The sequence below is a fragment of the Niallia sp. WK069_GA_01 genome (assembly GCF_983173855.1).
Genome location: NZ_OZ470138.1, coordinates 100,826 through 126,889 on the forward strand (window position 1 = coordinate 100,826; position 26,064 = coordinate 126,889).

Below are 26,064 nucleotides of genomic sequence, written 5' to 3' on the forward strand. Positions count from 1 at the left end.
TTACCCCTTATGTCTCTCAGCTAATTCTTTTGCATTCCAAAGCGCACGTGCCTTTTTCATCGATTCTTTGTATTCATTGCTAGGAACAGAATCAATCACGATTCCTGCACCTGCTTGCACATATGCTTTTTGATCTTTTACAAGCATCGTGCGGATCATAATATTTAATTCCACATCTCCATTAAATCCAATCCAACCTAATGAGCCTGTATAAGGCCCTCTTTTCACCGGTTCTAATTCTTCAATAATTTCCATTGTTCTAACCTTAGGTGCACCCGTTATCGTTCCCCCTGGAAACATACTGTCGATTAAATTATATTCATCTTTATCTTCAGCGAGCGTTCCTCTCACATTCGAGACAATATGCATAACATGGGAGTATTTCTCGATCACCATAAATTCATCTACTTCAACTGAACCATACGTACAGACTTTACCAAGATCATTGCGCTCTAAGTCCACTAGCATCACATGCTCTGCTCGTTCTTTTTCACTCTCAATCAGTTCATTTGCAAGCTGTTGATCCTCTTTGTCATCTTTTCCTCGGGATCTTGTTCCGGCAATTGGTCTTGTGCTTACCTCCGTTCCCTTCTTTTTCACTAATAGCTCTGGTGATCCACACACAAGCTGAAAATCTGGTGTATGAAAATATCCCATATAGGGAGAAGGATTCAGAATACGCAATTGCTTGTACACTTCCATTGCAGGAACTTGTAATAATTTTGTTTGCCTAACGGATAAATTCACTTGAAATACATCTCCCTGGGCAATATAATCATGAATTTTGCGAACGGAGCGTTGAAACTCATTGTCCTTAATCGACACTTCCAATCCGTCTGTTTTTTCTGAATTCGCAGCATGTACTTCCTGCTCCACCATTTCCAGCCATTGTTCTATTCGATCCTCTGTTTCTTTTTGCACAGCTTCATATTGACTTTCTTCATATAATGCCATAAACCATAATTGATTTTTCTTATGGTCAAATACATACCATTCATTAAAAAGAAGAAAAAACACGTCCGGAATTTCTAAATCATCTATTGTTTCATCAGGCAGTCTTTCCATATAACGAATATAATCATAGCTTAAAAACCCTATTGCTCCTCCTTGAAAATCAGGAAGATCCGTAATAGTTTCTACTTGATATTGTCGTAATACATCTTTTACTAAGTGGAGCGGATTGCCTTCCATCGTTTCTGTATGACCATCTTCTGTTACTGCGAGTTTATTATCTTTCCCTATCATAGAAATAATGGGATTTATTGCAGCAATACTGTATCTTCCTCCTCTGCCGCTTTCTAATAATACATATTGTTCTTTATTTTTTGACACATAAAGAAATTGCTTAAAAAAATGTTCATACGAAAAAGACACACTTCTACTATAAACCTTATACTGTTTCACTAACTTTTCGCTCCTTAAATTTTCTCTTTTTTCATCATACATGATGAATAGGGAGAAAAACAAAAAAATTAATAACGTTATTTTTCATAAAAGTTAGATACCTGCACTAGAATGTAATCTAACTTAAAATAAATACATTCGACAATATGAATAAAGCAAGGCATTCCTGCCCTGCTTGTCACACATCCCTTATACGTTCTCTTCTTGCATCCTTAAAATCGCTGCACCAAAAAGATTCCTACTAAAATAAGCAAAACACCTATAATCCTCGGAATATTTATTTCGTGTACAGGAAGATGAAACCAGCCAAAATGATCAATAATGATCGCAATAATTAATTGTCCTGCTAATGTTAATCCCACAGTAAGAGCAGAACCTATTTGTGGCATTAGTATTACATTTGCTAAAACAAGCATTACTCCTAATGCCCCGCCAATCCAAATCCACCATGGTTTTGTAAACACTGTTCGATTTGGAATAATCGTATGATCAATTGCTAGTGACAGCCCACATAATACTGCAGCTCCTACTAGAAAAGAAATCATTGCTGCTAGATATGGAGAAATGACAGCCGCGCGCAGCTCCGCATTAACAGCTGTTTGAACAGGTAAAGCCATTCCAGCTATAAGCGCAGTTATCAACAGAAAAAAATAAGGCACTTCGACACTCCTTTTCAGATGATGAATTAACCGGGCTCTCCTACCTAGTACTTGTATCGATTATAATTTCGCACTAACTCCGAATATATGCTTTCATACAGTACATCACCCAGTCATGTTTCCATATCACCTTAATTTTACTACTTACTCTAACTGTTTTTATATACCCTAAATGAAATTATATAACAATTTCCTTCTTCTTTTCCTATAAGTATTAAATCTATCTATAAGATCACAAGAGCTATTAACATTCCCTTGACGACAAAAAACAAGCAGTATATTAACTGCTTGTCCTCTGTAAAACTTCCAACTATCTAATAAAAAATCTTACGCTTCATCAAATTGATATAATGGTGTACTTAAGTAGCGCTCACCGTTACTTGGAATAACTGCTAATACTTTTTTCCCTTTTCCTAGTTCTTTCGCTACCTTCAATGCTGCATAAATAGCAGCACCAGAAGAGATACCACCTAAAACTCCCTCTTCTTTTCCAGCACGACGAGCATATTCAAATGCTTGCTCTGTCGTTACTTGAATAATATCATCATAAATTTCACTATTTAACGTTTCAGGAACAAAGCCAGCTCCAATTCCTTGGATTTTATGAGGACCTGGTTTTCCTCCAGATAAAACAGGAGAATCAGATGGTTCTACCGCATATATTTTTATATCCTTATATTTTTCTTTTAATACTTGGCCAGCACCAGTAATGGTACCTCCTGTGCCGATACCAGCGATAAATGCATCTAATTGATCATCGCCAAACGCAGAAATAATTTCCTGACCAGTTGTTTTTCTATGTACTTCTGGATTAGAAAGATTCTTAAATTGCTGTGGTAAAAAATAGCCGTTTTCTTTTGCCAATTCTTCTGCTTTGCGAATCGCTCCGCCCATACCTTCTGGGCCAGGTGTCAGCACAAGCTCAGCGCCATATGCTCTTAATAAATTGCGTCTTTCTAAACTCATTGTTTCAGGCATTACAAGAATGGATTTATATCCTTTTGCTGCTGCAACCATTGCTAATCCAATACCAGTGTTTCCACTTGTTGGTTCAATGATAGTACTATCTTTTTTTAACTCTCCACTTTGTTCTGCAGCCTCAATCATTGCAAGAGCAATACGGTCTTTTACACTGCTTCCAGGGTTCATATACTCAAGTTTTAGATAAACATCAGCACTTTCACCTTCTACTAGACGATTTAATTTTACTATAGGTGTTTGACCGATAAGATCCAAAATAGAATTAGCTATACGTGACATTATTTTCTCCCCTTTTACACTTAATCCGAGTAATTTAATTGGTTTTGTATAAGTAATTTATCAATTAATCCTCTTTTTGTCAATTACTATACAAGGTTTTTCGAAAAATTCACAATTTACTCAGAAATCATTTGTGATCCCTGTTCATTTTATTTTAACACTAAAAAAAGAAAAACTTCACGAAACAAGACAGGCATTGGTCCATATATGCATTTTTAATCTATCTTTTTTTATTTATCCCACCTTAACAAAGAAAAACAAAATCCCCACTGAATGGAAGGTTCACTTTATATTTCTCTTCTTAATGCTTTTAATACATCTACCTTTGTTGCCCTTCTTGCTGGTCGTAATCCGGAGATTATAGTAACTGCATAACAAATAGTTATACAGATAAGCGGCAGACTTATTGGAATATAACTAAATGTGAATCCAGTTGGAATATCTTCATTAAAGAAACTCTTAACAACAATAGGAATAATAAAATTCACTAAATAACTAATGGCGTAGGAAACAATCGTACCAACAATTGCCCCAATCAGCCCAATAAAACTGCTTTCTAAAAGGAATATTTTTTTTATAATAACTGGGTTTGCCCCTAAGGCTTTCATAATTCCAATATCTGGCACTCTTTCCGTAACAGACATTGTCATCGTATTATAAATACCGATGGATGCGATAATAATAGCAATAGTGCCAATAAAAATTAAGCCAACTTTTAAGATAGCAAACACTTTATTGATTTCCTTTAACTCGCTTAAAACAGAATACACATAATAATTTTCATCCTCTAACTGCTTAGATATACTCTCAACATTTTCTAATCTTTCTGCATAAATACTTACTTGGTCATACACTCTTACATCGCTTAGCTGATTACCGCTTTCCCCCGATGCTTTTAATGCTCCTTTGTTTGTGCCTGTAAAGCTTTCAATCGATTTTAAGATATTGTCTGAAATATATACATTATAATCATATATCCAGTCTTTTGTTGGTTTTTTTCCTAATCCAACTATTTTTAATGTTATTTTTTTCTCTTTATCTTCTGATTCCTTCTCGGATTTATGTACCTTAAGTTCAATTTCTTTTCCAATTAATTCACCTTTATAAAGATACTTATCTTTTAACTGGCCCTTTTCATCATAAATCTCATTATAATCGATGCCTTCTGGTAATAGGTTCTCTAGAAAATGATAACCGACCACTACCTCATTATCCTTTTGTGGGAGCCTGCCTTTTGATAGTTCAAAACCGGCTTTTACTTCAGAAGGCATATTTGCAACTACAGTATCGGGAGTGATCTTAAATGAATCCAATGAATACTCCCCTGGTTGCTGTAGCATTTGTCTTCTTGTAACAGATTTCACATGTGCAACGGATTCAAAATACTGAATATCCTTATCTGTTAATCCCTCACTATCCCCTTCATTTTTACCTGGGACTTCTATCTTCGTCACCGTTCGATTTTCTGTTGTTCGCTTTACAATGGATTCATTTAAACCAAACCCTACAGAAGCTAACACAATAAGAAACGCACATCCCATTGCCGTTGCTAAAATGGTCATAAACAACCTTGTTTTATTTTTTTTCATATTTTGCTTAACAAATGCAATTTGATCTTTCCATCTCATACAGAGTGAACCTCCTCTACTATATTCCCATCACTTATTTGCACAATACGATCTCCTATTTTAGCGACCTTTTCATCATGTGTAATGATTAAAAATGTAAGGTGTAAGTCACGATTTAAGTCTTTAATAAAGGTTAATAATTCAGATTCTGTATCACTATCCAGGCTGCCCGTTGGTTCATCAGCTAAAATAAGCGGAGGATTCACAACTAACGCTCTTGCAATACTAACACGCTGCTGCTGCCCGCCAGATAGCTCACTAGGATAATGGTCAGCAAAATCTTGCAAACCAACTCTTTCTAATACCTCTAATGTTCTTTCTTTCCGTTCTTTTTCTCCTTCCCCCTTAAGAATGAGAGGAAGCTGCACATTTTCAAATGCAGTCATGCTCGGGATGAGTTGGAAACTTTGAAAGATAAATCCTATATGCCTTAAACGAAAATCAGCAAATGCTGCTTCATTGAAATCAGTTACTCTTTGATTATCTATCCATATTTCTCCCTCATTTGCTTGCATAAATCCACTGATTAAATTTAGCAATGTCGACTTTCCCGATCCACTTCTTCCTATAACCGTTACAATTTCGCCTTTTTTTATTTCGAGATTAATGTTTTTCAGCACAGAATAAGTGGTTTTTTTATTTTTTTTTCCGATTTCAAATGAATGACTAACCTCTTTAATCTTTATCATATTTTTCTCCTTCCGATTAAACAAACTATTAAATAAACGAAATAATTGGTTAAAAACCCTACACTAATAAAAAAAAAGCATAGCAGGGTGCGCTATGCTTTTTCCTATTCTTACTATTATTAGATTTTTCTTTTTCTATTTTAAGACTTTTCAGCATGCCATGTGCTGATTTCAATAGCTAGGATATTGTAACCATGAAATCAAAAATGCCTATCGTTTTGCTTCTTCTGAAAGAGTTTCTAATTCTTCTTTTGTAAATATATATTTTTCATTGCAGAAATGACAATGCGCTTCCGCTTGACCATCGGTTGTAATCATATCGTCTATTTCTTCTTTGCCAAGACTAACAATAGCATTAGAGAATCTTTCTTTAGAGCATGTGCAAGTAAAAGAAACCGGCATTGTTTCCATTACCTTCATGTTTTCTTTGCCAAAAATTTCTTCTAAAATTTCTTCAGGTGTTAATCCCTTTTGAATTAATTTAGAAATAGGTGGTATTTCGCCTAAACGCTTTTCAATTTTTTCAATTGTTTCTTCCTCTGTACCTGGCAATAACTGAAGAATAAACCCACCAGCTGCTAATATCGTGTTATCAGGATTAACAAGAACCCCCACTCCAACGGAAGATGGTACTTGCTCAGATGTTACTAGGTAATAAGTAAAATCTTCTCCTAATTCCCCAGAAACAATCGGTACTTGACCTGTAAAATAATCACGCATCCCAATATCTTTTACAATTGATAATGTTCCTTCTGTTCCTACTGCTCTTTTGACATCTAATTTACCATGCTCATTTAAATCGAAATGTGTCTGCGGATTCGTTACATATCCTCTAACTTCTCCTTTTGCATTTCCATCTACCAATATTAGTCCAATAGGTCCGCCGCCATCAATTTTTACGGTCAGCTTTTCATCGCCCTTTAGCATAGCTCCTAACATAGCTGCAGCAGTTAGTGATCTTCCTAGCGCTGCAGAAGCTGTTGGCCAAGTATAATGTCTTCTTTGTGCCTCAGCCACTATATCTGTGCTTTTTACTGCGTACGCTCTCACTTGGTCATTAAACGCTAATGCCTTAACTAAATAATCACCCATTTATTATTACTCCTTTTTAGAAACTATTCTTCTTACACAAACAAAAAATTATTTAATGTTATCTTTGTTTTTTTTATAAATCAGCTGTAGGCCTTTTAATGTTAAAAATGGATCCACCACATCAATTATATGGGATTCTTTTTTTATTAAGTTAGCCAATCCACCTGTTGCAATAACTTTAGGATTCTCAATACTTTGCTCTTTCATTCGTTTCACAATACCCTCAACTTGCCCAACATAACCATACAGAATTCCAGATTGCATGGCAGCAACGGTATTTTTTCCAATTACTCCATCAGGACGTACAATTTCTATTCTTGGCAGTTTTGCCGCTTTAGAGTAAAGGGCCTCTGTTGCAATATTAATCCCTGGAGAGATTGCTCCGCCCATATACTGCCTCTGTTCATTTATATAACAAAATGTAGTCGCAGTTCCAAAGTCCACTACAATCAACGGACTGCCATATTCATGAATAGCAGCGACTGCATTAACAATCCTATCTGCGCCAACCTCTTTCGGATTATCATACTTTATATTCAAACCAGTTTTTGTTCCAGGTTCAACGACTAAAGGTTTTAGATGAAAATATTTTTCACACATTCTTTCTAATGCAAACATAATCGGAGGAACAACGGAGGAAATAACAATCCCATCAATTTGAGAAAAACGCAAACCTACATGGTCAAACAGAGATTTAATGATCATACCATATTCATCTTCTGTTTTATAACGATTCGTTTCGATTCTCCAATGATGATTTAATTTATCATTATCATACACGCCTAAAACAATGTTTGTATTTCCAATATCAAAAACAAAAATCATAACCTTCACCACTTTTTTATTATTAGTACTTAATGACCTTTCACTTTATAGCTGAAATTCACCCGATTCACTCCACTTCCTCGGATTCCCTTGAACATCAATCTATCTAAAAACCACCTTAATAACAGATTCAGCTTTATAAATTCTAACGGTAGCAACCATAAATTTCATCTATTTTGCTTTTAATGCATGTTCAAAAGGCGGATAAAAAGGACCTAGAAGTTCGAGACGACATCAACTAGAGCATCAGCCTTCCACAGCATATGGTGACTTCAGCGTTGCTCAAAGGACGGGAGTGTTTTTAGTTGAACAACCTCTTTATAAGTCAGATTCATTTCTATATATGTCGATTACCATAACATAATATCCTATTAGTTATGAAATATCAAAATCATTTATAAATATAATATGAACTTGCTTTATTTTGCTCTTTTAGATGCAGTTTTGTCCCCATTTTCATGCAAAAAGGATGCGCATATGCACATCCTTTTTTAAAAAAAGAAATTATAGGTCCTCTTTAGGCTCTTGATCTTCTTTTTTCATATTAATATTTACTTTCACATCATCTTCACCAGATGAAATGGTTTCCGATTTAGCAGAACGGTCTGGAAGTTTTCCATCTTTATACAAACTGTTAATTTGCTCAGCATCTAATGTTTCTACTTCTAGAAGCGTTTCTGCAATGATATTTAATTTTTCGCGGTTCTCCGTAAGAATAGTTTTTGCTTTTTCATACGATTCTTTAATTATTCTTTGGATTTCCTGATCAATGTCATATGCAATAGCATCGGAATAATTTTGTTCGTTATTTAAATCTCTTCCTAAGAATACTTGCCCTTGAACTTGACCAAATTGCAATGGTCCAAGCTTATCGCTCATTCCATACTCTGTTACCATTTTACGGGCAATATTCGTTGCTCTTTGGAAGTCATTATGAGCACCTGTACTCACTTCGCCAAATACAATATCTTCTGCTACACGTCCGCCTAATAGGCCAGTGATTTTATCAAGAAGCTCTTGTTTTGTCATTAAGAAACGATCTTCTTTTGGAAGCATAACAGCATAACCGCCTGCTTGACCGCGAGGAACAATCGTTACTTTATGTACCATATCAGCTTCGTCTAAAACAACACCAATTATTGTATGACCCGCCTCATGATATGCTACAATATTTCTTTCTTTCTTCGAGATTACGCGGCTTTTCTTTGCTGGCCCTGCAATTACACGATCCGTTGCTTCATCCAAGTCTTCCATATCGATCTTCTTCTTGTCTGATCTAGCTGCAACAAGTGCTGCTTCATTCAGAAGATTTTCTAAATCTGCACCTGAAAAACCTGGAGTACGCATTGCAATGCTTTTAAGATCTACACTAGCATCTAGCGGTTTATTGCGAGCATGAACTTGCAGAACTGCTTCACGGCCTCTTACATCTGGTCTGTCAACCGTGATTTGACGGTCGAAACGTCCTGGACGTAATAATGCCGGGTCTAAAATATCCGGGCGGTTTGTAGCGGCGATAATAATAATTCCTTCATTCGCTCCAAAACCATCCATTTCAACTAAAAGCTGATTAAGTGTTTGCTCTCGTTCATCATGCCCTCCACCAAGACCGGCACCACGCTGACGACCAACAGCATCAATTTCATCAATAAAGATAATACATGGTGCGTTCTTTTTCGCTGTTTCAAATAAATCACGAACACGGGAAGCACCAACACCGACAAACATTTCAACAAAGTCTGAACCACTTATAGAGAAGAATGGCACACCAGCTTCACCAGCAACAGCTCTTGCTAATAATGTTTTACCAGTCCCTGGAGGTCCATTAAGTAAAACACCTTTTGGTATTCTTGCTCCAAGTTCAGCAAACTTTCTTGGATCTTTTAAAAATTCTACTACTTCTACTAACTCTTGCTTTTCTTCATCTGCTCCAGCTACATCTTTAAAGCGTACTTTCTTTTTCTCTTCATTGTAAAGCTTTGCCTTACTTTTCCCAAAATTCATCACTCTACTGCCGCCGCCTTGGGCTTGGTTAAGCAGGAAGAAGAATAAAATGAAAATAATCACAAACGGAATAATCGAAGTAAAGAATGTTACCCAGCTGCTTGTTTCTTGTGCCGGAAGTACATCTGTACTCGTTCCTTCTTGTGCTGCTTTATCAATTCGTTGCTGCACAGTTTCGTTATTCGTTACATATGAGACAAAATATTCATCACTTTTATATGATTTTAATTGTCCTCGTACTTCTAATACACCTCGTTCAGGCTGTGTTGTAATGGACTTCACTTCATTTTTTTCTAGATGACTAATTAATTGATTATAGGATATATGCTTGGTAGGTTCGTTATTTCCATTGAAAAAACTTACTACACCTATAATTACTAAAAATATTAATAAATAAAAGATGGTATTACGGAAAATACGGTTCATCCCTTACCTCCTCCCACGGTAAACAAACTATAGTGTATCGTATCATAGAAAATTGTGTAAATTCAAGAAATTAACCTTTTTGTTTACTGTTTTTCTAAATTGCCCTATTAATTGTTGTTTGATGAATAAATTTCTGGTTTTAAAACACCAATATACGGAAGATTACGGTATTTCTCTGCATAATCCAAGCCGTAGCCAACTACAAAAGCATCTGGTACGATAAATCCTACATAATCTGCATGAAGATCTGCTTTTCTTCCAGTTGGTTTATCAAGCAGTGTTACAATCTTAATTGATTTTGCTTTTCGATAACGAAATAACTCCACTAAGTAACTTAGTGTTAAGCCGCTGTCAATGATATCTTCAATGATTAAAATATCTCTGCCTTCAACAGACGTATCTAAATCCTTGATTATCTTCACTTCACCAGAAGATACAGTAGAATTCCCATAACTTGATACATCCATAAAATCCATTTCCAAATATGTATCCATTCGTTTTAGAAGATCACCCATAAAAGGCATTGCCCCTTTAAGAACACCAATTGCTAATGGAAATTTGTCATTATATTCTTCTGTTAATTGAAATGCTAAGTCTTTTATTTTTCCTTGAATTTCTTCTTCTGATATTAATATTTTTTCAATATCATGTTTCATTAAGTGTGCCCCCTAGAAGATCATTGCTTTTTATATGTTATTAAAAGATAACAACCACTATTACCAATACAATAAGAATGAATTGATTTTTTCAGGCCCGGTATCCACAATATATTGTTTTCGCTATCTGTTACAATAGGCCAGGTCTTTCTTTTTTGAATGGATACTTTTTCATCCATAAAGATACTTTTCACTTTTTTGGTTCCATTCATTCCTTTTATCTTTATTCTATCTCCATCTCTTCTAGTGCGAATAATTAAAGGAAACGAGATAGCTTCTGGACATAAAAGAATACTGTTAGCATCAAGCAGTGGTCTACTGTCTCTACATTCTACCTTAATATAGTACCCATTAGGTAATAATATCTCTCCCATTTTTGAAATTTCATGATAAAAGGTTTCTTCTGGTAGAAAATTCAATTGAAAATGGGCTAATCGATACGATTTAACCACATTTAAGCCTTCAGGGAGATTAATGTTTCCAGATGAATGAGGACTATTCAACAAAGTAATAATCTTATCTGTATGTAATGCGGATAATGAAGCAGGTATCTTTTTATAAAGATAGTTTAATATTAGATGAATACATCTTCTTTGTAAAGGAATAGCTATAGAAAGAAATACATCAATGTCAACAATTATTTCATTATCTTTCTTCTTTCTTACCACTGTATTCCATGTCTCAATAGTTAATTCCATTAAATAGCGCTCATCTTCTTGTAATTCTTCACTAAAGCGTTGAAAATGCCGGGCTACATGGCGGTTTTCATTTTTAAGAAAAGGAAGAACATATTTTCTGTATCTATTTCTGCTATAAACGTCCTTTTCATTACTTGGATCTCTTCTAGGGTCTAGTACATTTTCTAAACAATATGCTTCAATGTCTTGCCTTTCGAGACAAAGAAATGGACGAAACAAGGATCCTCTTCCAAATGGTCTTGTAAACGGAATCCCAGCTCTTGACTCACCTGTACTTCCTCTTGTTAGTCTCATAAGAATCGTTTCTACTTGATCATCCCCATGATGACCTAGTGCCAAATAATTCATACCATGCTTTTCCATCATTTCTTCAAAAAACAAATAGCGACATTTTCGTGCAGCTATTTGAGAACTCACACCGGTTTCCCTAATAATGAGTGGAACATCTACGCTTGTCATCACAAACGGAATAGATTTTCTCAAACAAAATGCTTCTACAAATTTTGCTTCCTGCAGTGATTCCTCTCCCCTAAACATGTGGTCAACATGTGCTGCCATAACAGTGATATTCCATTCTGTTTGTTTGCTCCAAAGAAAATGAAGTAATGCCAGCGAATCTGGACCTCCTGAAACCCCAATTAGAATTTTATTCCCTTCTAGTCTTAATCCTCTCGCATCTAAATATGTTTCTACTTTTTGTGCTAACATATGCCATTCTTCCTTATTTCATTCTCTCTATTCTACATACCCAGTTGTTCATATTTTCAACCGATTATATGTAGTCTATTATTACTATAGAATACCACTTTTAATACATGGTTTTCAAAGAGATTCTCTTTTCTATTTTTTTATACTTACTTCTCATTCATAGTAACATCTAATTATTCCTAATAAGGAAGGGGTTTTCTTTACTTTCGCTTTAAAACTTAAACAAAAATAGTTACGCTTTCCAACATTTTTCACGTGGCGGGCAGATATTTCTAAACCACATCAGGTTAGCTGTCCATAGATATAAAATAAGTATAGTAAAGAAATGAGAAGAATAAGAAAAAGGGACTCAAGTACTCCTGCCTTTTTTTTCTTTTTCACTACCGTACTTCTGCTTAATGAACCATTTTTCTTTTTCACCTGTTGATTTATTCTATTACTTCTGACAGTAGATGACTTCACAGCGGCTCTCGTTTTAACAGGAGTGCCACTCGATAAGTGTAATAAATCTCTTCTCATTTCATTCGCACTTGTATACTTTCCTGTAAAAGCCTGACATAATATTCCTTCATATGGCAGCAGATCATTATTCTTTTGTATCATCGTTTTTAATTGATTGAGACCTCCATTGGTTTTATTAAACCTTCTTGGAAAAGCAATATTCATGATGATCATAGCAACCGCAAATAAATCATAAGTGGGTTCCGCCTTTCTTGTACCCATTCCCCAATATCCACGATCGAAAAACTCAGTAAATTCCTTGATTGCTCTCCCTTGGATGGTCGTTCCTCCTACATCAATGCATCTAATTCTTGTGGGAGGACCAGTAATAATTAAATTCTCTGGCTTTAAATCTCCAAATACCCAATTATTCTCATGCAAAACTTGCAAATCCTTTAAGAGCTGAATCATTAATACATTTATCCAAGAGCTATCCTTATGTTGGATAAATGTTAATAAATCCGGCCCCTTGATATATTCCATTACATAAAAGGAAACTGTTCCGCTGTTAGTAATCCAATCATCCACATCCATCAAAGAAGGTCCAAGGCTGTAACCTTGGACCTTCGCAAAGGATTTTAAAACATTTACTTCGGAAATAATAGACATCCCATTGCTACTTACCTTTAAAGCAACTTGTCCTATTTTGGATTCCGCCAAGAAAACAGTCCCATTTGCTCCATAACCAAGTTCTTTTAAGATGGTATATTTGTTTCTATGCCATTTTCCTTGAATAATAGTACCATGGTTTATTTTAAATAGACTCTTCGAAGTATTCATCATCGCCACGTGAAATCAAGCTCCTTAATGAGCGTTTATTCTTAAAGTAATGGATCGCTTCTTTTAGCGCTGGGCCAGTTGGGGTTATTCCACCTGTTGTAAGTTTAGAAAAAATACTAGTGAGAGACTCAAGTCTTGGTGTCCAATCCAACAGTTTCTCGACTTCTTTCTTTTTCCCGGGAAATACAAAAACCGAATACTTATTTTCCCCCGATCTAGCATTTAAACTTAATGAAAGATCAATCAATGCCTCTTTTACTGTTGGCAGCTTATGCTTCATACTGGCACTTGTATCTACTAGTATCAACACTTCTAATTCCACTGTCTCCCCTAATTCATCTACTACTTCCATAACCTCCCCACGTTTTTCTGGGGGCAGGTCTTCTACCGTTTTTGAATTTCCTAATATTTGCTGCAGTTCTTTATTCACAACACCTTGCAATGTTTGAGTCATCGCTTTTTTTGTGACCATCTGAACCGTTTGTGCTAGTTGCTGGGCGTAAACTACCTGGCTTACTCCACCACCAGACATGGCAATTCCCTCAATCTCTTTAATCCCTTGTTCTTCAATCGTATCATGTTCCATAACACCAATAACATTAACTGTTATCCCTTGTTCATTCGCCAATGCAGCCATCGCTATTGGATCTTCCCCTTGATTTGAGCATCCATCTGTAATAAGTAAAATTTGTTTAAGTGTTCCTGCTTTCATTGCTTACTCCCCCTCCATTTATGAGTTAGTCCCATTTTCGACGGAATAAGGAGTATTTATACATACTTTTCTTTGTTTTAGACTATTTTCGGATAGATAATATTTATTCAATTCGCACTCTGAATACAATTTGCCACTCGCTAAGGGAATGCTTAGCAGCTTTGTTCCTTTCAATTAATTTGCCTTTTGGCTATATGCTCGAACGGGGATCGACTTCCATTTTGGAATATTATGGCTTATTTTTGCTACTAGTACCGTCATATCATCTTCTATCATCCCTGATCGGGAACGAATTACTTCTTCCATGATCAAATCGGATATTTCTTGTGGATCGTCTGTTTTTAATTCTTTTATTTTTCTTTTCATCCATACATCAAAGTTCTCCACATGCTTCGGACCTTCAAACACCCCATCACTCATCATAATAAGGATATCCCCAGCCTTTAATTGCTCGCTAACAACATCCACATCGAATTCTTGTAATATTCCAATAGGCAAATTACTCGCTTGGATTTTCACAATTGTGGAACCCCTTTTTATAAAACTCGGCGTGGAACCAATTTTCAAAAATTTCACTGCTGCATTTTGCAAGTCAATCATTGCCAAATCCAAAGTAGAAAATATTTCATCTGTTGTACGCAAGGATAGAACCGAATTAATAGACTTTATGGCAACTTGTTCTTCAATTCCCGATTGAAGAATTTTCTGCAGCAGCTGTAATGTTTCCTCACTCTCTACATGTGCTCTTTCCCCATTTCCCATTCCATCACTTATTGCCATTGCATATTTTCCAAGTCCCAGTTCAATAGTAGAATAGCTGTCCCCCGATATAAATCCTCCATCTTTTGCCGCATGAGCAACTCCTGTTTCTACGACATAAGCTTTAGCTGAACGGAAGGTAGCATGACTATAATCATTTGTGTAAGCAGATACATCTTCTGTATTTACAATAATGGTTTCTCCAAGAATATCTGATAACATAGGTGCTATTAATTTTTCACATTCTCCATGATCTGTGTTATATGGAATGGTAATATCAATATCGACATTTCCTTGCTCTAGACTATATATCTCCACGTTTTCAATGTGTATTCCAAACTCCTGTATGGCTTCTAATATAAGCTCCTCTTGTTTATGATGATTTTCACGTTCTCTTTGGATCTCTTTAGCAAAATCCCCCATCACCTCAGAAACACCTAAGAGCTGGTCTGCTACTAGTTTTCTACTTTCCAATACTTGCTTTTTTAATTTTTGGTTTGCTTGATATAAAGTCAGTTCTTGATGAATGGCATCTGTTACCTTTTTAGATCTTGTACAATGCTTTTCCCATTCTCTTGATAAATTCATTGAAATATTCCCATCATTTTCGGACATTTCTGTCATAATATCTTTCATATAATCATATGTTGTATTAAAGTTTCTCGCCCAGCAATGTTCCTTCCTGAAACAAGTTTGACATGTTTTTTCTGTTACGTTACTTAAGAAATAATCCAGTTCCCGATCGCCGTCATCCGTTTCTGAAGAAGTATTACTAGCTGAAAAACTGTTCGAAAGTGCCTGAAATACAGTAGAAAACTGGGAAACTCTTTGTGCCGTTACATCCCTCATTTTCCGCATATACTGCTGCTGTTCTAACGAATATTCGGTTGTTCCTGGAATATGTTTAGCCATCCGTGACGTTAGCAGTTGAGGTGTTAGCATAAATAAGATAACTGCTGCTGTCGTTTCCATAATGGATGCCGTTAAAGTTCCGCCACCTTCCCCATACATTCCAATTAATAGTGTTGCTATATAGAGTCCTAATGCCACCCCAGCCTTCTTTCCTTCTTTCAACAAGCCTCCTAGAAGACCCGAAAAAGCGAGCAAACTCATATGATAGAAACTAGAAATATTAGCTAAACTGAATATTAATCCTGTTACAACACCTACTGTCGACCCAATGGTAGCTCCTGCAACAAAGGCGAAGATAAGCACCAAATACCTCGACATGATATGTTCGATCGACATATCATACACCGTCCAACCAATCGTTCCAGTCATAACAGACGCTAACATAATGATGAGGCAGACAATCTCCTCTGTTTTTAAAGCTTGCCTCCGTTTATTCACGGTTAGCAATGGAAGGCTCTGTAAAAAAATAAGTGTTAATATATATCCTAAACTACCTTCTACAAGAGACATCATTCCGCCATACAGTGTAATTTCGCCTTGTACAATATAAGCTTCTAATAAACTGCCTCCCAATATAGTCAATAATACAATTAGCGGAACCATACTTTGTTCGTTTTTTTTCACTCGCGTTATAATCTTAAAAATAATTAAAAATAAAAAAGAAAGCATGAAGGTAGAAAATGATTCTTTTAGTGAGAGTGTTGCAGCTCCTCCTATTAAACCTACTAGAGCAATGGGTGCCTTTTCTTTACGCGTTAAATATACGGCTGCAAAGAAAGGGAGACTAAATGGAGTTAATTTCGCTAGTATTAATGCTCTGCCTAATAAGAACCCAATAAAGAACAGCATATAGCCTTTAACAAGAAAAAGGTTTTCTATTTTAGTATGAATTTTTTGAAAAAAAGCGCCCAACCCCAGTTTTGATTTTGTAAAATCTACTTCACCTATTGTGTCGATTAAGTCCCTTTCTACTTTTTCCATTTATATACACTCCCTACTCAGTATCGTTGTTCAAAATTATAGAGTGTATTTTTTTAAAAGTTTGTCAAAATGGAGGACGAGCTATTTTTTTTCACTCGACTTCTTTCACTTAATTTTTCAGCAAAAAACATAATTCGATAAAATGGAATGGGTTTAAAATATTTCGATATTCCTTTATCAGTTGGATTAATCTGCTTTATGTGAAAAATAAACTTCTCCCTTTGTTTTCTACATGTTACTTTTTCTGCATGTTTTTGTCATAAAATGAAGGAAAAATTAGTTCTATTAAAATAATAAACTTCTCATTTGAGATATCTTTGTAGGTTACCCTAAAAAAGGATTTGTCTGTCTCAATGGGGGGCCGCAGCCGGAATACACTTCGCTTTCCATGGGGCGGGTGCCGATCCTCCCACGGGAGTCTTCGTGTATTCCACCTACTCCCTGCTTCTAACTTAGACCATAAAATAAAATAGAAAGTTGCTTCTTTTCATGCGCCATGGTGCGAATCTTTATTAGCATGGGTGGCTAACTTGATAAAAGGCGATCTTACGTAGCGATTCTAATCCATCTCAAAATTCTAGATATACGGCTTATTTATAAAAAAAGAATTGACTTTTTGTCCTTTGCTTTGTATCATATATCTTGTGTCTCATTCATATTATATTATGGCGGCGTAGCTCAGCTGGCTAGAGCGTACGGTTCATACCCGTGAGGTCGGGGGTTCGATCCCCTCTGCCGCTATCTTTTCAAAAAAGACTATAGAATAATTCTATAGTCTTTTTTTATATGCTTTTTTTATGAAATCTAGTATTCCTTACACAAAGCTGAAAACACGATCCTTCTTATTTAGACGGAAAATAATAACAAATAAAGGATTTCAGATTAAAATACTCCATCCTTAACTGCAAAATTAACGCCTCTTTTTACCTGTTAAAATTTTCGCATACAAAAAAGCAAGCCATCACGGCTTGCTTAAGCTACGGGAATATATAAACGATAAACCGTGCTATTTATTAGAAATTCAGCAGCAAGTTACCCTCGTCTAGCGCCTCTTCCCCCACGTTTAGACTCAGTATTTCGTTTTAGAGAAGCTAATCGGTCTTCACTATCTTTTAAGAAACGTGCCATCTTCGACTCAAAATTCTCTCTAGGTACACGATTCTCATTCTGTTTTGCATGACGTGGTGGTCTTTGAGAATTGCCTGAGTATCCACCTCTAGATTCTCTTCTTTCTCCGCGATCATGTGAATGTGGTCTTTCTGGTCGTTCTGGTCTTTCTGGTCTGTCTTTTGCTTTTTTAATAGACAGTCCAATTTTCCCGTCCTTCTCCACATTAATAACTTTTACTTCTACTTGATCGCCTACTTTAAGATGTTCGTTAATGTCTTTAACATAATTGTCTGCGACCTCACTAATATGAACAAGGCCTGTTGCGCCTTCTGGGAGTTCAATAAACGCACCAAAATTAGTAATTCCTGTCACTTTTCCTTGTAACTTGCTGCCTACTTCGATTGACATAAAAAAGTTTTGCCTCCTTAAGGATATAAAAAAATCATGCTTATATTATATTATACAAAATGAAAAAAAAGGGTGTCAATACAACTGCCGTCCTTATTATGCTTCATTTTTTACTATTATCGCCTTTTTCATTAGGAATATTAAAGATTATTTCACCTTTTTCAGATAAAAATAAATCTTTTCTAGCAAGTTTTGCTAAATACTCTTGATCATTTAATTTAGCAATTTGTTCATTTAAATCCTTTTCCTGTTTTTGTAATGAAGCAATTCTAACATCCAGCTTCTTCTTTTCTACTGTTTTCTCTTCCAGTGTGGAGCTTTGAGATATGAGTGTTGATATCATCAAAAATCCAAAAGCTGCGGCAAAGAGGAAAAAAACGGTTAGACGGCGGAATAATAGTTTCTTCCTTCTTGTCGCGCTAATGCTAGTTGCCTCTTGTTGTATTGTATAGTCTGTCTGCAATTTTGCAACATCTGGTTTTTTTATTTTTATGGCACTCATACGCTGCTCCTCCCCTCATTCACGTTTTTTTCTATTTGAGATCCATGTTATCCAATACTTCTTTATTTTATTGGGATATCCTGCAAATTTATCAAAAAAACGCTCGACGTGTTTTTTACCTTTATTCGGCATAATCAGCCATAAAAGTGTAAAGATCCATTTTATCGGCATAAATAGCATCTTTACGATAAATCTTAATACCCTTAACACGAATTTCACCAGTGCCATAAGTCCCTTGTATAGCATAATAATAATGGAAACAAGAAATAAAACCAATGACTTAATCGGCTTGTACACAATATTGACCAATAATTTAACAATAAAGTAATATAACTGGACACTAATAGAAATTAAAAGTTTTAATGAACGAAGATAAGGGGCTTTCAAAATACTTTGATAAAAAGCAAAACCTAAAATTAATGCCAAAACAATATAAATACGTACTTCTCCCTGATTAACCAAAAAAAGAACATAAAATATAAGCAGTGCCTGACATATCCAAAAAAGAAGATCATGGATAAAAACGATGACTCTTTTTCGTTCAGGTCTTTTTAAAAAATATTGATACGTATCGAAACATAATCCAAAGAATAAACCCATGCCAACCATCGCCAGCATGGTTATAAATTGCACCGATAGTGTCATCGGAATATCTTGCTAAAGAATCCTTTAGCTTTTTCTCCATTTTGCTCATCTACATATACTAAATCAAAAACCTTGCCTTTAATAGACACAATACCTTTTTCTACATCCAAGTTTTTCATTTGAAGATTTTGCCCTCGTATAGATAAAAAACCCATAACCGTTTCTAAGAGAAACTCTTCATTATCAAAACTCTCCACTTGCTTTACTCCAGTAATATCTAAAAGCTTTCTTCCCCTCATTATAACATCATGTTCTACTGTGTTGCTTTTCAGTGTATTTGACTCATAATTTTGGCTCATTTTTTATCCCTCACAATCAATAGTACAATCTACTTGTATTATTGTATGAGAGATTAAAGAAATTAGAACAAGCTTTCAAAACGGAGCATTACTTATTACTAACCAAAAGATACTATTTCTTTCCCTTTTTTAAGTAGCTATAAACTTAAGATAATGTTTCTTCTTTTAGGATGGTAAACATATTTGCAGCATCTTCTTTTTTAGTTGAATCCTGCAATAATTCCACTTTTGCCGTTACTACTTTTTGTCCAAAACGAACCTGGAGTTCATCTCCTACTTTCACATTTGAACTCGCTTTTGCTTGCTGACCATTTATTAAAATTCTGCCTTGATCTGCAACCTCTTTTGCCAATGTTCTTCGTTTTATTAATCTTGATATTTTTAAAAATTTGTCTAAGCGCAAGTTTATCCCTCCATTATTGCCTTTCTTTCTTTTTAGCCTCATTCCAAAATTCATCCAGTTGATCTAAGCTTAACTCATGAAAGGCCTTCCCGCTATTTTTTACTTGTTCTTCTATAGAGCGAAAACGCCGAATAAATTTCTGGTTTGTTTGGTACATCGCTAGTTCAGGGTCTAATTTATAAAATCTGCCAATATTAACAAGAGAGAATAAAATATCACCAAACTCTTTTTCCATTTCAGGATGATGGCCATTTGCAAGCTCTTCTTTAAATTCCTTTATTTCTTCGTGAACTTTTCCCCAGGCTGAATTTACTTCTGGCCAGTCAAACCCTACTTCCGCAGCCTTTTTCTGCATTTCATATGCTCTTAATAGATTAGGAGCCGCATTATTTATCCCATCTAAAATAGAAGCTTGTTTTTGATCTTTTTCTAAACTTTTTGCTTTTTGCCAATGGTCCATTACATCATCCACAGTATCTGCGGTTTCTTCCCCAAAAACATGTGGATGCCGGCGAATCATTTTCGAGGAAACTCCTTCAATTATATCATTAATTGTAAAAAATCCTTCGTCTTCCCCAATTTGACTATGAAGCATCACTTGCAATAATACATCACCTAATTCTTCCATTATATGATCAATATCATCTTCATTAATCGCTTCAATCAGTTCAAAACATTCTTCCACCAGGTACTTTCGCAAGGTTGCATGTGTTTGTTTTTTATCCCATGGACAACCTTCAGGACTCCTAAGTGTTGCGATGATTTGTCTTAGATTCGTAAATTCTTTATTTAATATTGCTTGGTCGCGTACAGGAGGAACATAAACAGAAGTTAAATTATTGATATTAACTTCCCGATCTAATTCATGTAATTCTATTTCCTTTATCCACTCATCCTTGCTTCCAGCAGCCGTTACAATCGTGACAGGATAATTATATGGCAATTTTTCCATTAACGTTAATTTTACCTCTGAGGCAGAAAACGTATCATATACTTGTCCAATTATAAGATGTTGTCTAATCTGTATTTCATTACTATCTAGTGAAGTACCATCAAGAAGCTGAAATCCTTCAATTGGATCTATCTTTACTGCTTGAAAAATGCTGTCTAAAAAGCTTTGACCTCCACTAAATACTAAGTCCACTACCCCTTCCTTGCTTTTTTCAATCAAAAGCTGAACTGTTTTTTCAGCCACAAGGGGATGTCCAGGAACTGCATAAATAATTTCTTCTTTCCCTGCTTCTTCTAGAAGCAGTGCTGCTATTTCTTTGTATACCGAATCAAATTGATCGTGTTTTTCATAAATGGCATCAAGAAACTGAAAATCTGCCCCCTCCGCCTGCAAGGCTTCCACAACAGGATGATCCATTGTTCGCATATACACTGTCTTCTCATTATTCATAAGCGTTTTATATACACCTAAGGGAAGTTGATTTATATCCCCTGCACCTAAACCAATAATCTCGATCTTATTCAAAAGTATACTACCTCCTTTTTGTCGGTAGAAAAAGTGAAAGTTTACTGCCAAATGGCAATAAAATCAACTCTTCCTGTTTAAAAATATTTGCTCTGATCACAATAAATAAATAGATGATTCCCCCAATTACAACTCCACTCATTGCTTGAAAGCTAGAAAAAAGCCGATCATGGTGTATAAAGACGGCACATAATCCCGTTAATAATAAGTATAATTTTAGAACAAGAAACATCATACATGCTCCAAAAAATATAGTCATTACACTTTTTTTATTCATAAGAGGCTTCTTTATAACACATGCTAACCTCCACAATAAAAGAATCATGATAATAATAAAAGTGATTATAGATGCAACACTTGCACCAATCGTCCCGTAAGACTCTACTAATTGTTTGTTTAAACTGTATTTTATAAAAAAAGAACCCAATATAACCACAGCAGGATAGAGTGAATACCCTAACCCTTGTAGAATGGCGGTGGCTGTTACGATAATAGCATTTAATAAAATAATACAGGTTAAGATAGACAGAACGGTTGAACCATTTGCATTTTTAAATAGCATCGTATTTGTTTCATTCATTATGCTAAGAAGCCCTACTGTTGCCCCCGCTCCTATAAATAACCCTATTGTTAACGATAATTGGATTTTTTCCACTAATTGCTTTCGATTATTTTTAATTTTCTCTCTCGTTATAAAAGGGACAAGTGTCAATGCCATGGAAGTAGTTAACACTGTTCCCATTTGAATTAAAGGCTGCCCTCGATCATATATCCCTTTTAACGCTTTTGCTGTATCGCTATTTATCCCAGAGGATACTAAACCCACATATAAATTTAAGGAATCTGCCAATTGCACCAATATTAATAACATGCTGCTGATAGAGATAGTCAGTCCTTCAAATATGAGCTTTTTATATAATTTTTTATGACTCTTTTTATGATAAAAAACGGGTCTAAGAAAGGAAAAAGTATAGGAACCCTTTTTATAATAGTAAAACAACAGCAGGAGAGAAATCAAACCGCCTGTTATCGAGCCAAACATAGCTCCTGCTCCTATTGTATAAAGAGAAAAACCTTGATAAGTAAAAGCGACTGCCGTAATCAAGATGGTGCTTACACGAATAAGCTGTTCTCCCACTTGAGAAACCGCAGTTGGTATCATGGATCCCTCCCCTTGAAATATCCCCCGCAGTAAAGCAACAAGCGGTGAAATAAGAAAGGAAAAGGCAATTACTTTTAACAATTTGCTCAATTCAGGATCTCCCATTAAAGAAGCAATAGAATCTGCACCAATAAACAAAAAGAAAAAAGAAACGATTCCTATAGAAGATAAAAAGAAGAAAGAAGACCTTAACAAATTAGATAATCCTGTGTAATCTTCTTCCATCTTCATTTCCATATATAACTTCGAAAGAACAACCGGAAATCCATACGTAGAAACAGCTGCAACTACTCCATAAAAAGGGTAAACTTGCTGATAAATATAAAATCCAGTATCTCCAACGATATTTTGAAAAGGGATACGGTAAACGGCACTTAAAATTTTTGTAATCAGCGCTCCAAGGGTAAGTATAAAAGCACCTTTAAACCAGTCGCTTGAATGTATATTAGGCTTCATCAGAAAAGCCCCTTCCTTTGTTTATGTCGCTAGTATTATAGCATAATTTTTTCCGGCATAAACAAAGTATACCAATCCTTTTTACCATAGCTACAGCTCCGCTCTTTGTTGCTACAATAAAAAGAAACCAAGCATGAATTAAACTTGGCTTCGGTATTTTTTTCATTATATTCATGAAATAAAGCTAATAAGTAGAATAACTAAGATCGGAACAACAATCATAATATACCCAATTGGATGAGCAAAGTTCATTGTCCAGCCAATTCCAAATCTCTTCTCAACAAATACGGAAGGGTCATTTTTATTATAATAAAAGAGGCCACCTTTCCAATAATGGTCTTCATCTATATCGACCACCTCTTCCTTGTTTGCCATGTCATCCTCGCCTTCATATGAACCGTTTAATTTCCCTACTTTCACAGCGAAAAAAAGAGAGCCTGCTAACACTAACAGTAAAAAGGATATCGGAAGAACCATCATTACCACCGTATCATAAAGTTCTTTGTATAAAGTTATTACTTGTATAAACGAAAACAATATTGTAATTAGAATCGTAAGCAGAAAGAAAAACCAGCTTGTATATTTACGATACAACAGCTGTCTGTTCTTAGATCCTTTTATATTTGTGGGATTCATTTTTATTCCAGATTTTTTTGTTAGCTCATGCAATCCTAAAAACATCGCTTGCATCGTTAATAAAACAAGTAATAAGGAGATAACAGAAAACGGTGTTTTAACTGCAAAACGATCTGGCTGTCCACTAGATCCCCAATGAATAGGAATATTTGCTGGAAACTGAGTATAGTTAGCTAAACTAAAGATAATCATTCCTATTGTAATAGCGATTGGGAGAACAAAAAGATACCAAGGCAGCATTTCATCCCCTTGTCGAAGGTTCAATGCTGTTACCTTCACTTCCTTTAAATGTGCATACCATTGCTGTTCTCTTTTTAAACGCAATACTTTTCCATGAAAATAAAAATAAAGAGACATACTCCATAACATAATTCCAAACTGAATTACTAAGCCTACTATCACAAGTTGGTCTTCGGCTGAATTTGACTTTATCCCCCATAAATAAAACAGAATTAAAGCGAGCGCAGAAACAGAAAATGTTGCCGCACTATACAATTTTTTATAATATCGAATGATAGGAGAACTTACTTTTTCATCTGGTATACTTACTCCAAATACAACTGTTTTTTTAATAATAAATGGCAATATTGTTTCTATGATGCATAAAAAGCTAATAATAATGATAATTATGGTCATTCCCATACCCTTTACTCTCCTTTCACCTCTGCACTTATTTGATTCACAAGCATGGAGATTTCCTTTTCATCCATTCCTAAAACTAATGCCTCGATGACTGCCGGTCTAAATTGTTGTATCAACTTGTGACATGGTTCTTTTGCTTGCAGCCCTTTTTGCACATAAATCATTGCTCCTGATTTTGGAATGATTTTAAGAATCCCTTTTTCCTCTAGCTCATGGTAGCTCTTATTTACTGTATGCATGTTAATACCAAGATCAGCTGCTAATGCTCTCACTGATGGCAGCATATCGCCATTATTTATTTCTCCGCGAATAATACCTTCCATGATTTGATTTGTTAATTGAGCATATATAGGTATATCAGCCTTAGGCTCAATTCTAATGATCATATTTTTCCCACCAGCCTATTTTTGTTCTATATATATTATAACAGATTTGTTCTACCATACATAGAACAAAGTATCATAAATTATTGTAACCAATTCCTTCTTTTATTGTCACACAATGTGCTATGTTATGTATTATTTAGAAAAGCGCAAGCGAGGTGAGGGAAGCGGTGAAATCAATAGGGTGCTGGCCGGATAAGTACGCGTAAAGAGGAAAATCGACTAACAACGCAAATCCTGTTGCCTACACTTGTACATTCTGTACGTCGGATCTTGACATCGTTACCATTTTAAGAAATCTATACTTTTTTACTGGTTAAAAAAGGGTTGTCCAACAGCCGATAATTCGACTTACTGGACAACCCTTTTTCCAAAGCATTTATGATTCCATTTGTCTTGCTAAAAAACCTGCTGCAGTTTCAACTGCCTTCTTTTCTACTTCTCCTAGGCTGCTTTCCTTGGAGAAAATAATAACAGCGCCTATTGGATCTCCATTTGCAATAATTGGACCGATTGTATAGGAAGAAATATTTTCATCATTTCCATCCACTAAGGCAATTTGATCTTGCTCATTCATTAAAATAGACGTTCTATCTTCCATTGCCTTTTCTACAAGTTCACTTATATTCTTATTTAAATAGTCCTTTTTTGAACCGCCCGCAACAGAAATATAAGTATCTCTATCGCAAATCAAAATAGCATTGCCTAGGCTATCATACAATGCCTCTGCATACTCTCTTGCAAAATCACTCAATTCACTGATAGGAGAATACTTCTTCAAGATTACTTCTCCATCTCGATCAACAAAGATTTCTAATGGATCTCCTTCACGAATACGTAATGTCCTTCTGATTTCTTTTGGGATTACAACACGGCCCAAATCATCGATTCGACGCACAATACCAGTTGCCTTCATTTCATGTTGCCTCACTTTCATCAGATGATTGTTTTAATCTGGTAAATATTCCATTAACTTCCTATGAAATGTTCACCCTATTTAAACATAGTATCTATCATATAGAACGTTCTATACATTTTTATGTAAAATTTTCTCTATGATGTGATTCTTTCCAAACAAATTCCATAAAATTCTTTTTGTACTTTTCAACAAGGGTAAATACGTCATAAACTTCCAATTTTGTGTATACTTTTTTATTCCCCTTGTCCGCGAAGGGTAAACATCCTATTCATACTTATTATTTATTAACTCAAACTTCACCGTTATAAATTTCTCTTCATGTATTAGC

Annotated in this window: 23 protein-coding genes and 1 tRNA gene; 1 reads left to right on the forward strand and 23 read right to left on the reverse strand. The window is 35.3% G+C overall.

The window, feature by feature from the left end; translation table 11 throughout:
- The 13 genes from AC5LWL_RS00610 to spoIIE form a co-directional block, all read right to left on the reverse strand.
- Entirely contained in the window at positions 1 to 1,404 is a 1,404-nt protein-coding gene (locus AC5LWL_RS00610) for an anthranilate synthase component I family protein (RefSeq protein WP_493432549.1), read from the reverse strand.
- A gap of 212 nt (positions 1,405 to 1,616) precedes the next feature.
- Positions 1,617 to 2,063 carry a DMT family transporter gene (locus AC5LWL_RS00615; protein ID WP_493432550.1) on the reverse strand — a complete coding sequence of 149 codons (447 nt, stop codon included), beginning with the start codon at positions 2,061 to 2,063 and terminating at the stop codon, positions 1,617 to 1,619.
- Between the two features lie 327 nt (positions 2,064 to 2,390).
- Positions 2,391 to 3,323 (reverse strand): cysteine synthase A, encoded by a 933-nt coding sequence (gene cysK, locus AC5LWL_RS00620; protein ID WP_493432551.1) that lies wholly within the window; start codon positions 3,321 to 3,323, stop codon positions 2,391 to 2,393.
- A 287-nt stretch (positions 3,324 to 3,610) separates the two neighbouring features.
- Positions 3,611 to 4,951: an ABC transporter permease gene (locus AC5LWL_RS00625; RefSeq protein WP_493432552.1), complete on the reverse strand. Its 1,341-nt coding sequence runs from the start codon at positions 4,949 to 4,951 to the stop codon at positions 3,611 to 3,613.
- A complete protein-coding gene (locus AC5LWL_RS00630; RefSeq protein WP_493432553.1) occupies positions 4,948 to 5,640 on the reverse strand; it encodes an ABC transporter ATP-binding protein in 693 nt (230 codons plus the stop codon). Before AC5LWL_RS00630 ends, AC5LWL_RS00625 begins: the two co-directional genes overlap by 4 nt.
- 210 nt (positions 5,641 to 5,850) lie before the next feature.
- Complete coding sequence (hslO, locus tag AC5LWL_RS00635) at positions 5,851 to 6,732, reverse strand: Hsp33 family molecular chaperone HslO (RefSeq protein ID WP_493432554.1); 882 nt, start codon at positions 6,730 to 6,732, stop codon at positions 5,851 to 5,853.
- A gap of 48 nt (positions 6,733 to 6,780) precedes the next feature.
- Positions 6,781 to 7,557 carry a type III pantothenate kinase gene (locus AC5LWL_RS00640; protein ID WP_493432555.1) on the reverse strand — a complete coding sequence of 259 codons (777 nt, stop codon included), beginning with the start codon at positions 7,555 to 7,557 and terminating at the stop codon, positions 6,781 to 6,783.
- Positions 7,558 to 8,061: 504 nt separating this feature from the next.
- On the reverse strand, positions 8,062 to 9,987 hold the full coding sequence (ftsH, locus tag AC5LWL_RS00645; RefSeq protein ID WP_493432556.1) for an ATP-dependent zinc metalloprotease FtsH: 1,926 nt from the start codon (positions 9,985 to 9,987) through the stop codon (positions 8,062 to 8,064).
- A gap of 107 nt (positions 9,988 to 10,094) precedes the next feature.
- Positions 10,095 to 10,643 (reverse strand): hypoxanthine phosphoribosyltransferase, encoded by a 549-nt coding sequence (hpt, locus tag AC5LWL_RS00650; protein WP_493432557.1) that lies wholly within the window; start codon positions 10,641 to 10,643, stop codon positions 10,095 to 10,097.
- Between the two features lie 20 nt (positions 10,644 to 10,663).
- Positions 10,664 to 12,049, reverse strand: a complete 1,386-nt coding sequence (tilS, locus tag AC5LWL_RS00655; RefSeq protein ID WP_493432558.1) for a tRNA lysidine(34) synthetase TilS — start codon at positions 12,047 to 12,049, stop codon at positions 10,664 to 10,666.
- Between the two features lie 282 nt (positions 12,050 to 12,331).
- Positions 12,332 to 13,333, reverse strand: coding sequence for a serine/threonine protein kinase PrkT (gene prkT / locus AC5LWL_RS00660; protein WP_493436503.1), 1,002 nt, complete (start codon positions 13,331 to 13,333; stop codon positions 12,332 to 12,334).
- A complete protein-coding gene (locus AC5LWL_RS00665) occupies positions 13,305 to 14,042 on the reverse strand; it encodes a vWA domain-containing protein (RefSeq protein WP_493432559.1) in 738 nt (245 codons plus the stop codon). The genes prkT and AC5LWL_RS00665 overlap by 29 nt, the downstream gene beginning before the upstream one ends.
- A 174-nt stretch (positions 14,043 to 14,216) precedes the next feature.
- Complete coding sequence (spoIIE, locus tag AC5LWL_RS00670; protein WP_493432560.1) at positions 14,217 to 16,694, reverse strand: stage II sporulation protein E; 2,478 nt, start codon at positions 16,692 to 16,694, stop codon at positions 14,217 to 14,219.
- A 667-nt stretch (positions 16,695 to 17,361) separates the two neighbouring features.
- Between spoIIE and AC5LWL_RS00675 the strand changes: the two genes are divergently transcribed.
- Positions 17,362 to 17,435 (forward strand) — tRNA-Met (locus tag AC5LWL_RS00675).
- A gap of 291 nt (positions 17,436 to 17,726) precedes the next feature.
- Here AC5LWL_RS00675 and AC5LWL_RS00680 read toward each other — a convergent pair.
- From AC5LWL_RS00680 to spoVT, 10 genes are all read right to left on the reverse strand, one after another.
- Positions 17,727 to 18,212: a S1 domain-containing RNA-binding protein gene (locus AC5LWL_RS00680; protein WP_493432561.1), complete on the reverse strand. Its 486-nt coding sequence runs from the start codon at positions 18,210 to 18,212 to the stop codon at positions 17,727 to 17,729.
- A gap of 103 nt (positions 18,213 to 18,315) precedes the next feature.
- The gene (locus AC5LWL_RS00685) at positions 18,316 to 18,714 is read right to left on the reverse strand and encodes an FtsB family cell division protein (RefSeq protein WP_493432562.1); all 399 of its coding nucleotides are present in this window, start codon (positions 18,712 to 18,714) and stop codon (positions 18,316 to 18,318) included.
- Positions 18,715 to 18,729: 15 nt separating this feature from the next.
- A complete protein-coding gene (gene yabQ / locus AC5LWL_RS00690; RefSeq protein ID WP_493432563.1) occupies positions 18,730 to 19,359 on the reverse strand; it encodes a spore cortex biosynthesis protein YabQ in 630 nt (209 codons plus the stop codon).
- Positions 19,356 to 19,658 carry a sporulation protein YabP gene (gene yabP, locus AC5LWL_RS00695; protein ID WP_493432564.1) on the reverse strand — a complete coding sequence of 101 codons (303 nt, stop codon included), beginning with the start codon at positions 19,656 to 19,658 and terminating at the stop codon, positions 19,356 to 19,358. Before yabP ends, yabQ begins: the two co-directional genes overlap by 4 nt.
- A gap of 145 nt (positions 19,659 to 19,803) precedes the next feature.
- Positions 19,804 to 20,061, reverse strand: coding sequence for an RNA-binding S4 domain-containing protein (locus AC5LWL_RS00700; RefSeq protein WP_493432565.1), 258 nt, complete (start codon positions 20,059 to 20,061; stop codon positions 19,804 to 19,806).
- Positions 20,062 to 20,074: 13 nt separating this feature from the next.
- A complete protein-coding gene (gene yabN / locus AC5LWL_RS00705; RefSeq protein WP_493432566.1) occupies positions 20,075 to 21,538 on the reverse strand; it encodes a bifunctional methyltransferase/pyrophosphohydrolase YabN in 1,464 nt (487 codons plus the stop codon).
- Between the two features lie 7 nt (positions 21,539 to 21,545).
- Positions 21,546 to 23,156: a putative polysaccharide biosynthesis protein gene (locus AC5LWL_RS00710; RefSeq protein WP_493432567.1), complete on the reverse strand. Its 1,611-nt coding sequence runs from the start codon at positions 23,154 to 23,156 to the stop codon at positions 21,546 to 21,548.
- A gap of 171 nt (positions 23,157 to 23,327) precedes the next feature.
- Positions 23,328 to 24,434 carry a DUF1648 domain-containing protein gene (locus AC5LWL_RS00715; protein WP_493432568.1) on the reverse strand — a complete coding sequence of 369 codons (1,107 nt, stop codon included), beginning with the start codon at positions 24,432 to 24,434 and terminating at the stop codon, positions 23,328 to 23,330.
- A gap of 5 nt (positions 24,435 to 24,439) precedes the next feature.
- Complete coding sequence (locus AC5LWL_RS00720; protein ID WP_493432569.1) at positions 24,440 to 24,820, reverse strand: GntR family transcriptional regulator; 381 nt, start codon at positions 24,818 to 24,820, stop codon at positions 24,440 to 24,442.
- 376 nt (positions 24,821 to 25,196) lie between these two features.
- Positions 25,197 to 25,733 carry a stage V sporulation protein T gene (gene spoVT / locus AC5LWL_RS00725; RefSeq protein ID WP_493432570.1) on the reverse strand — a complete coding sequence of 179 codons (537 nt, stop codon included), beginning with the start codon at positions 25,731 to 25,733 and terminating at the stop codon, positions 25,197 to 25,199.
- Between the last annotated feature and the right edge of the window lie 331 nt (positions 25,734 to 26,064).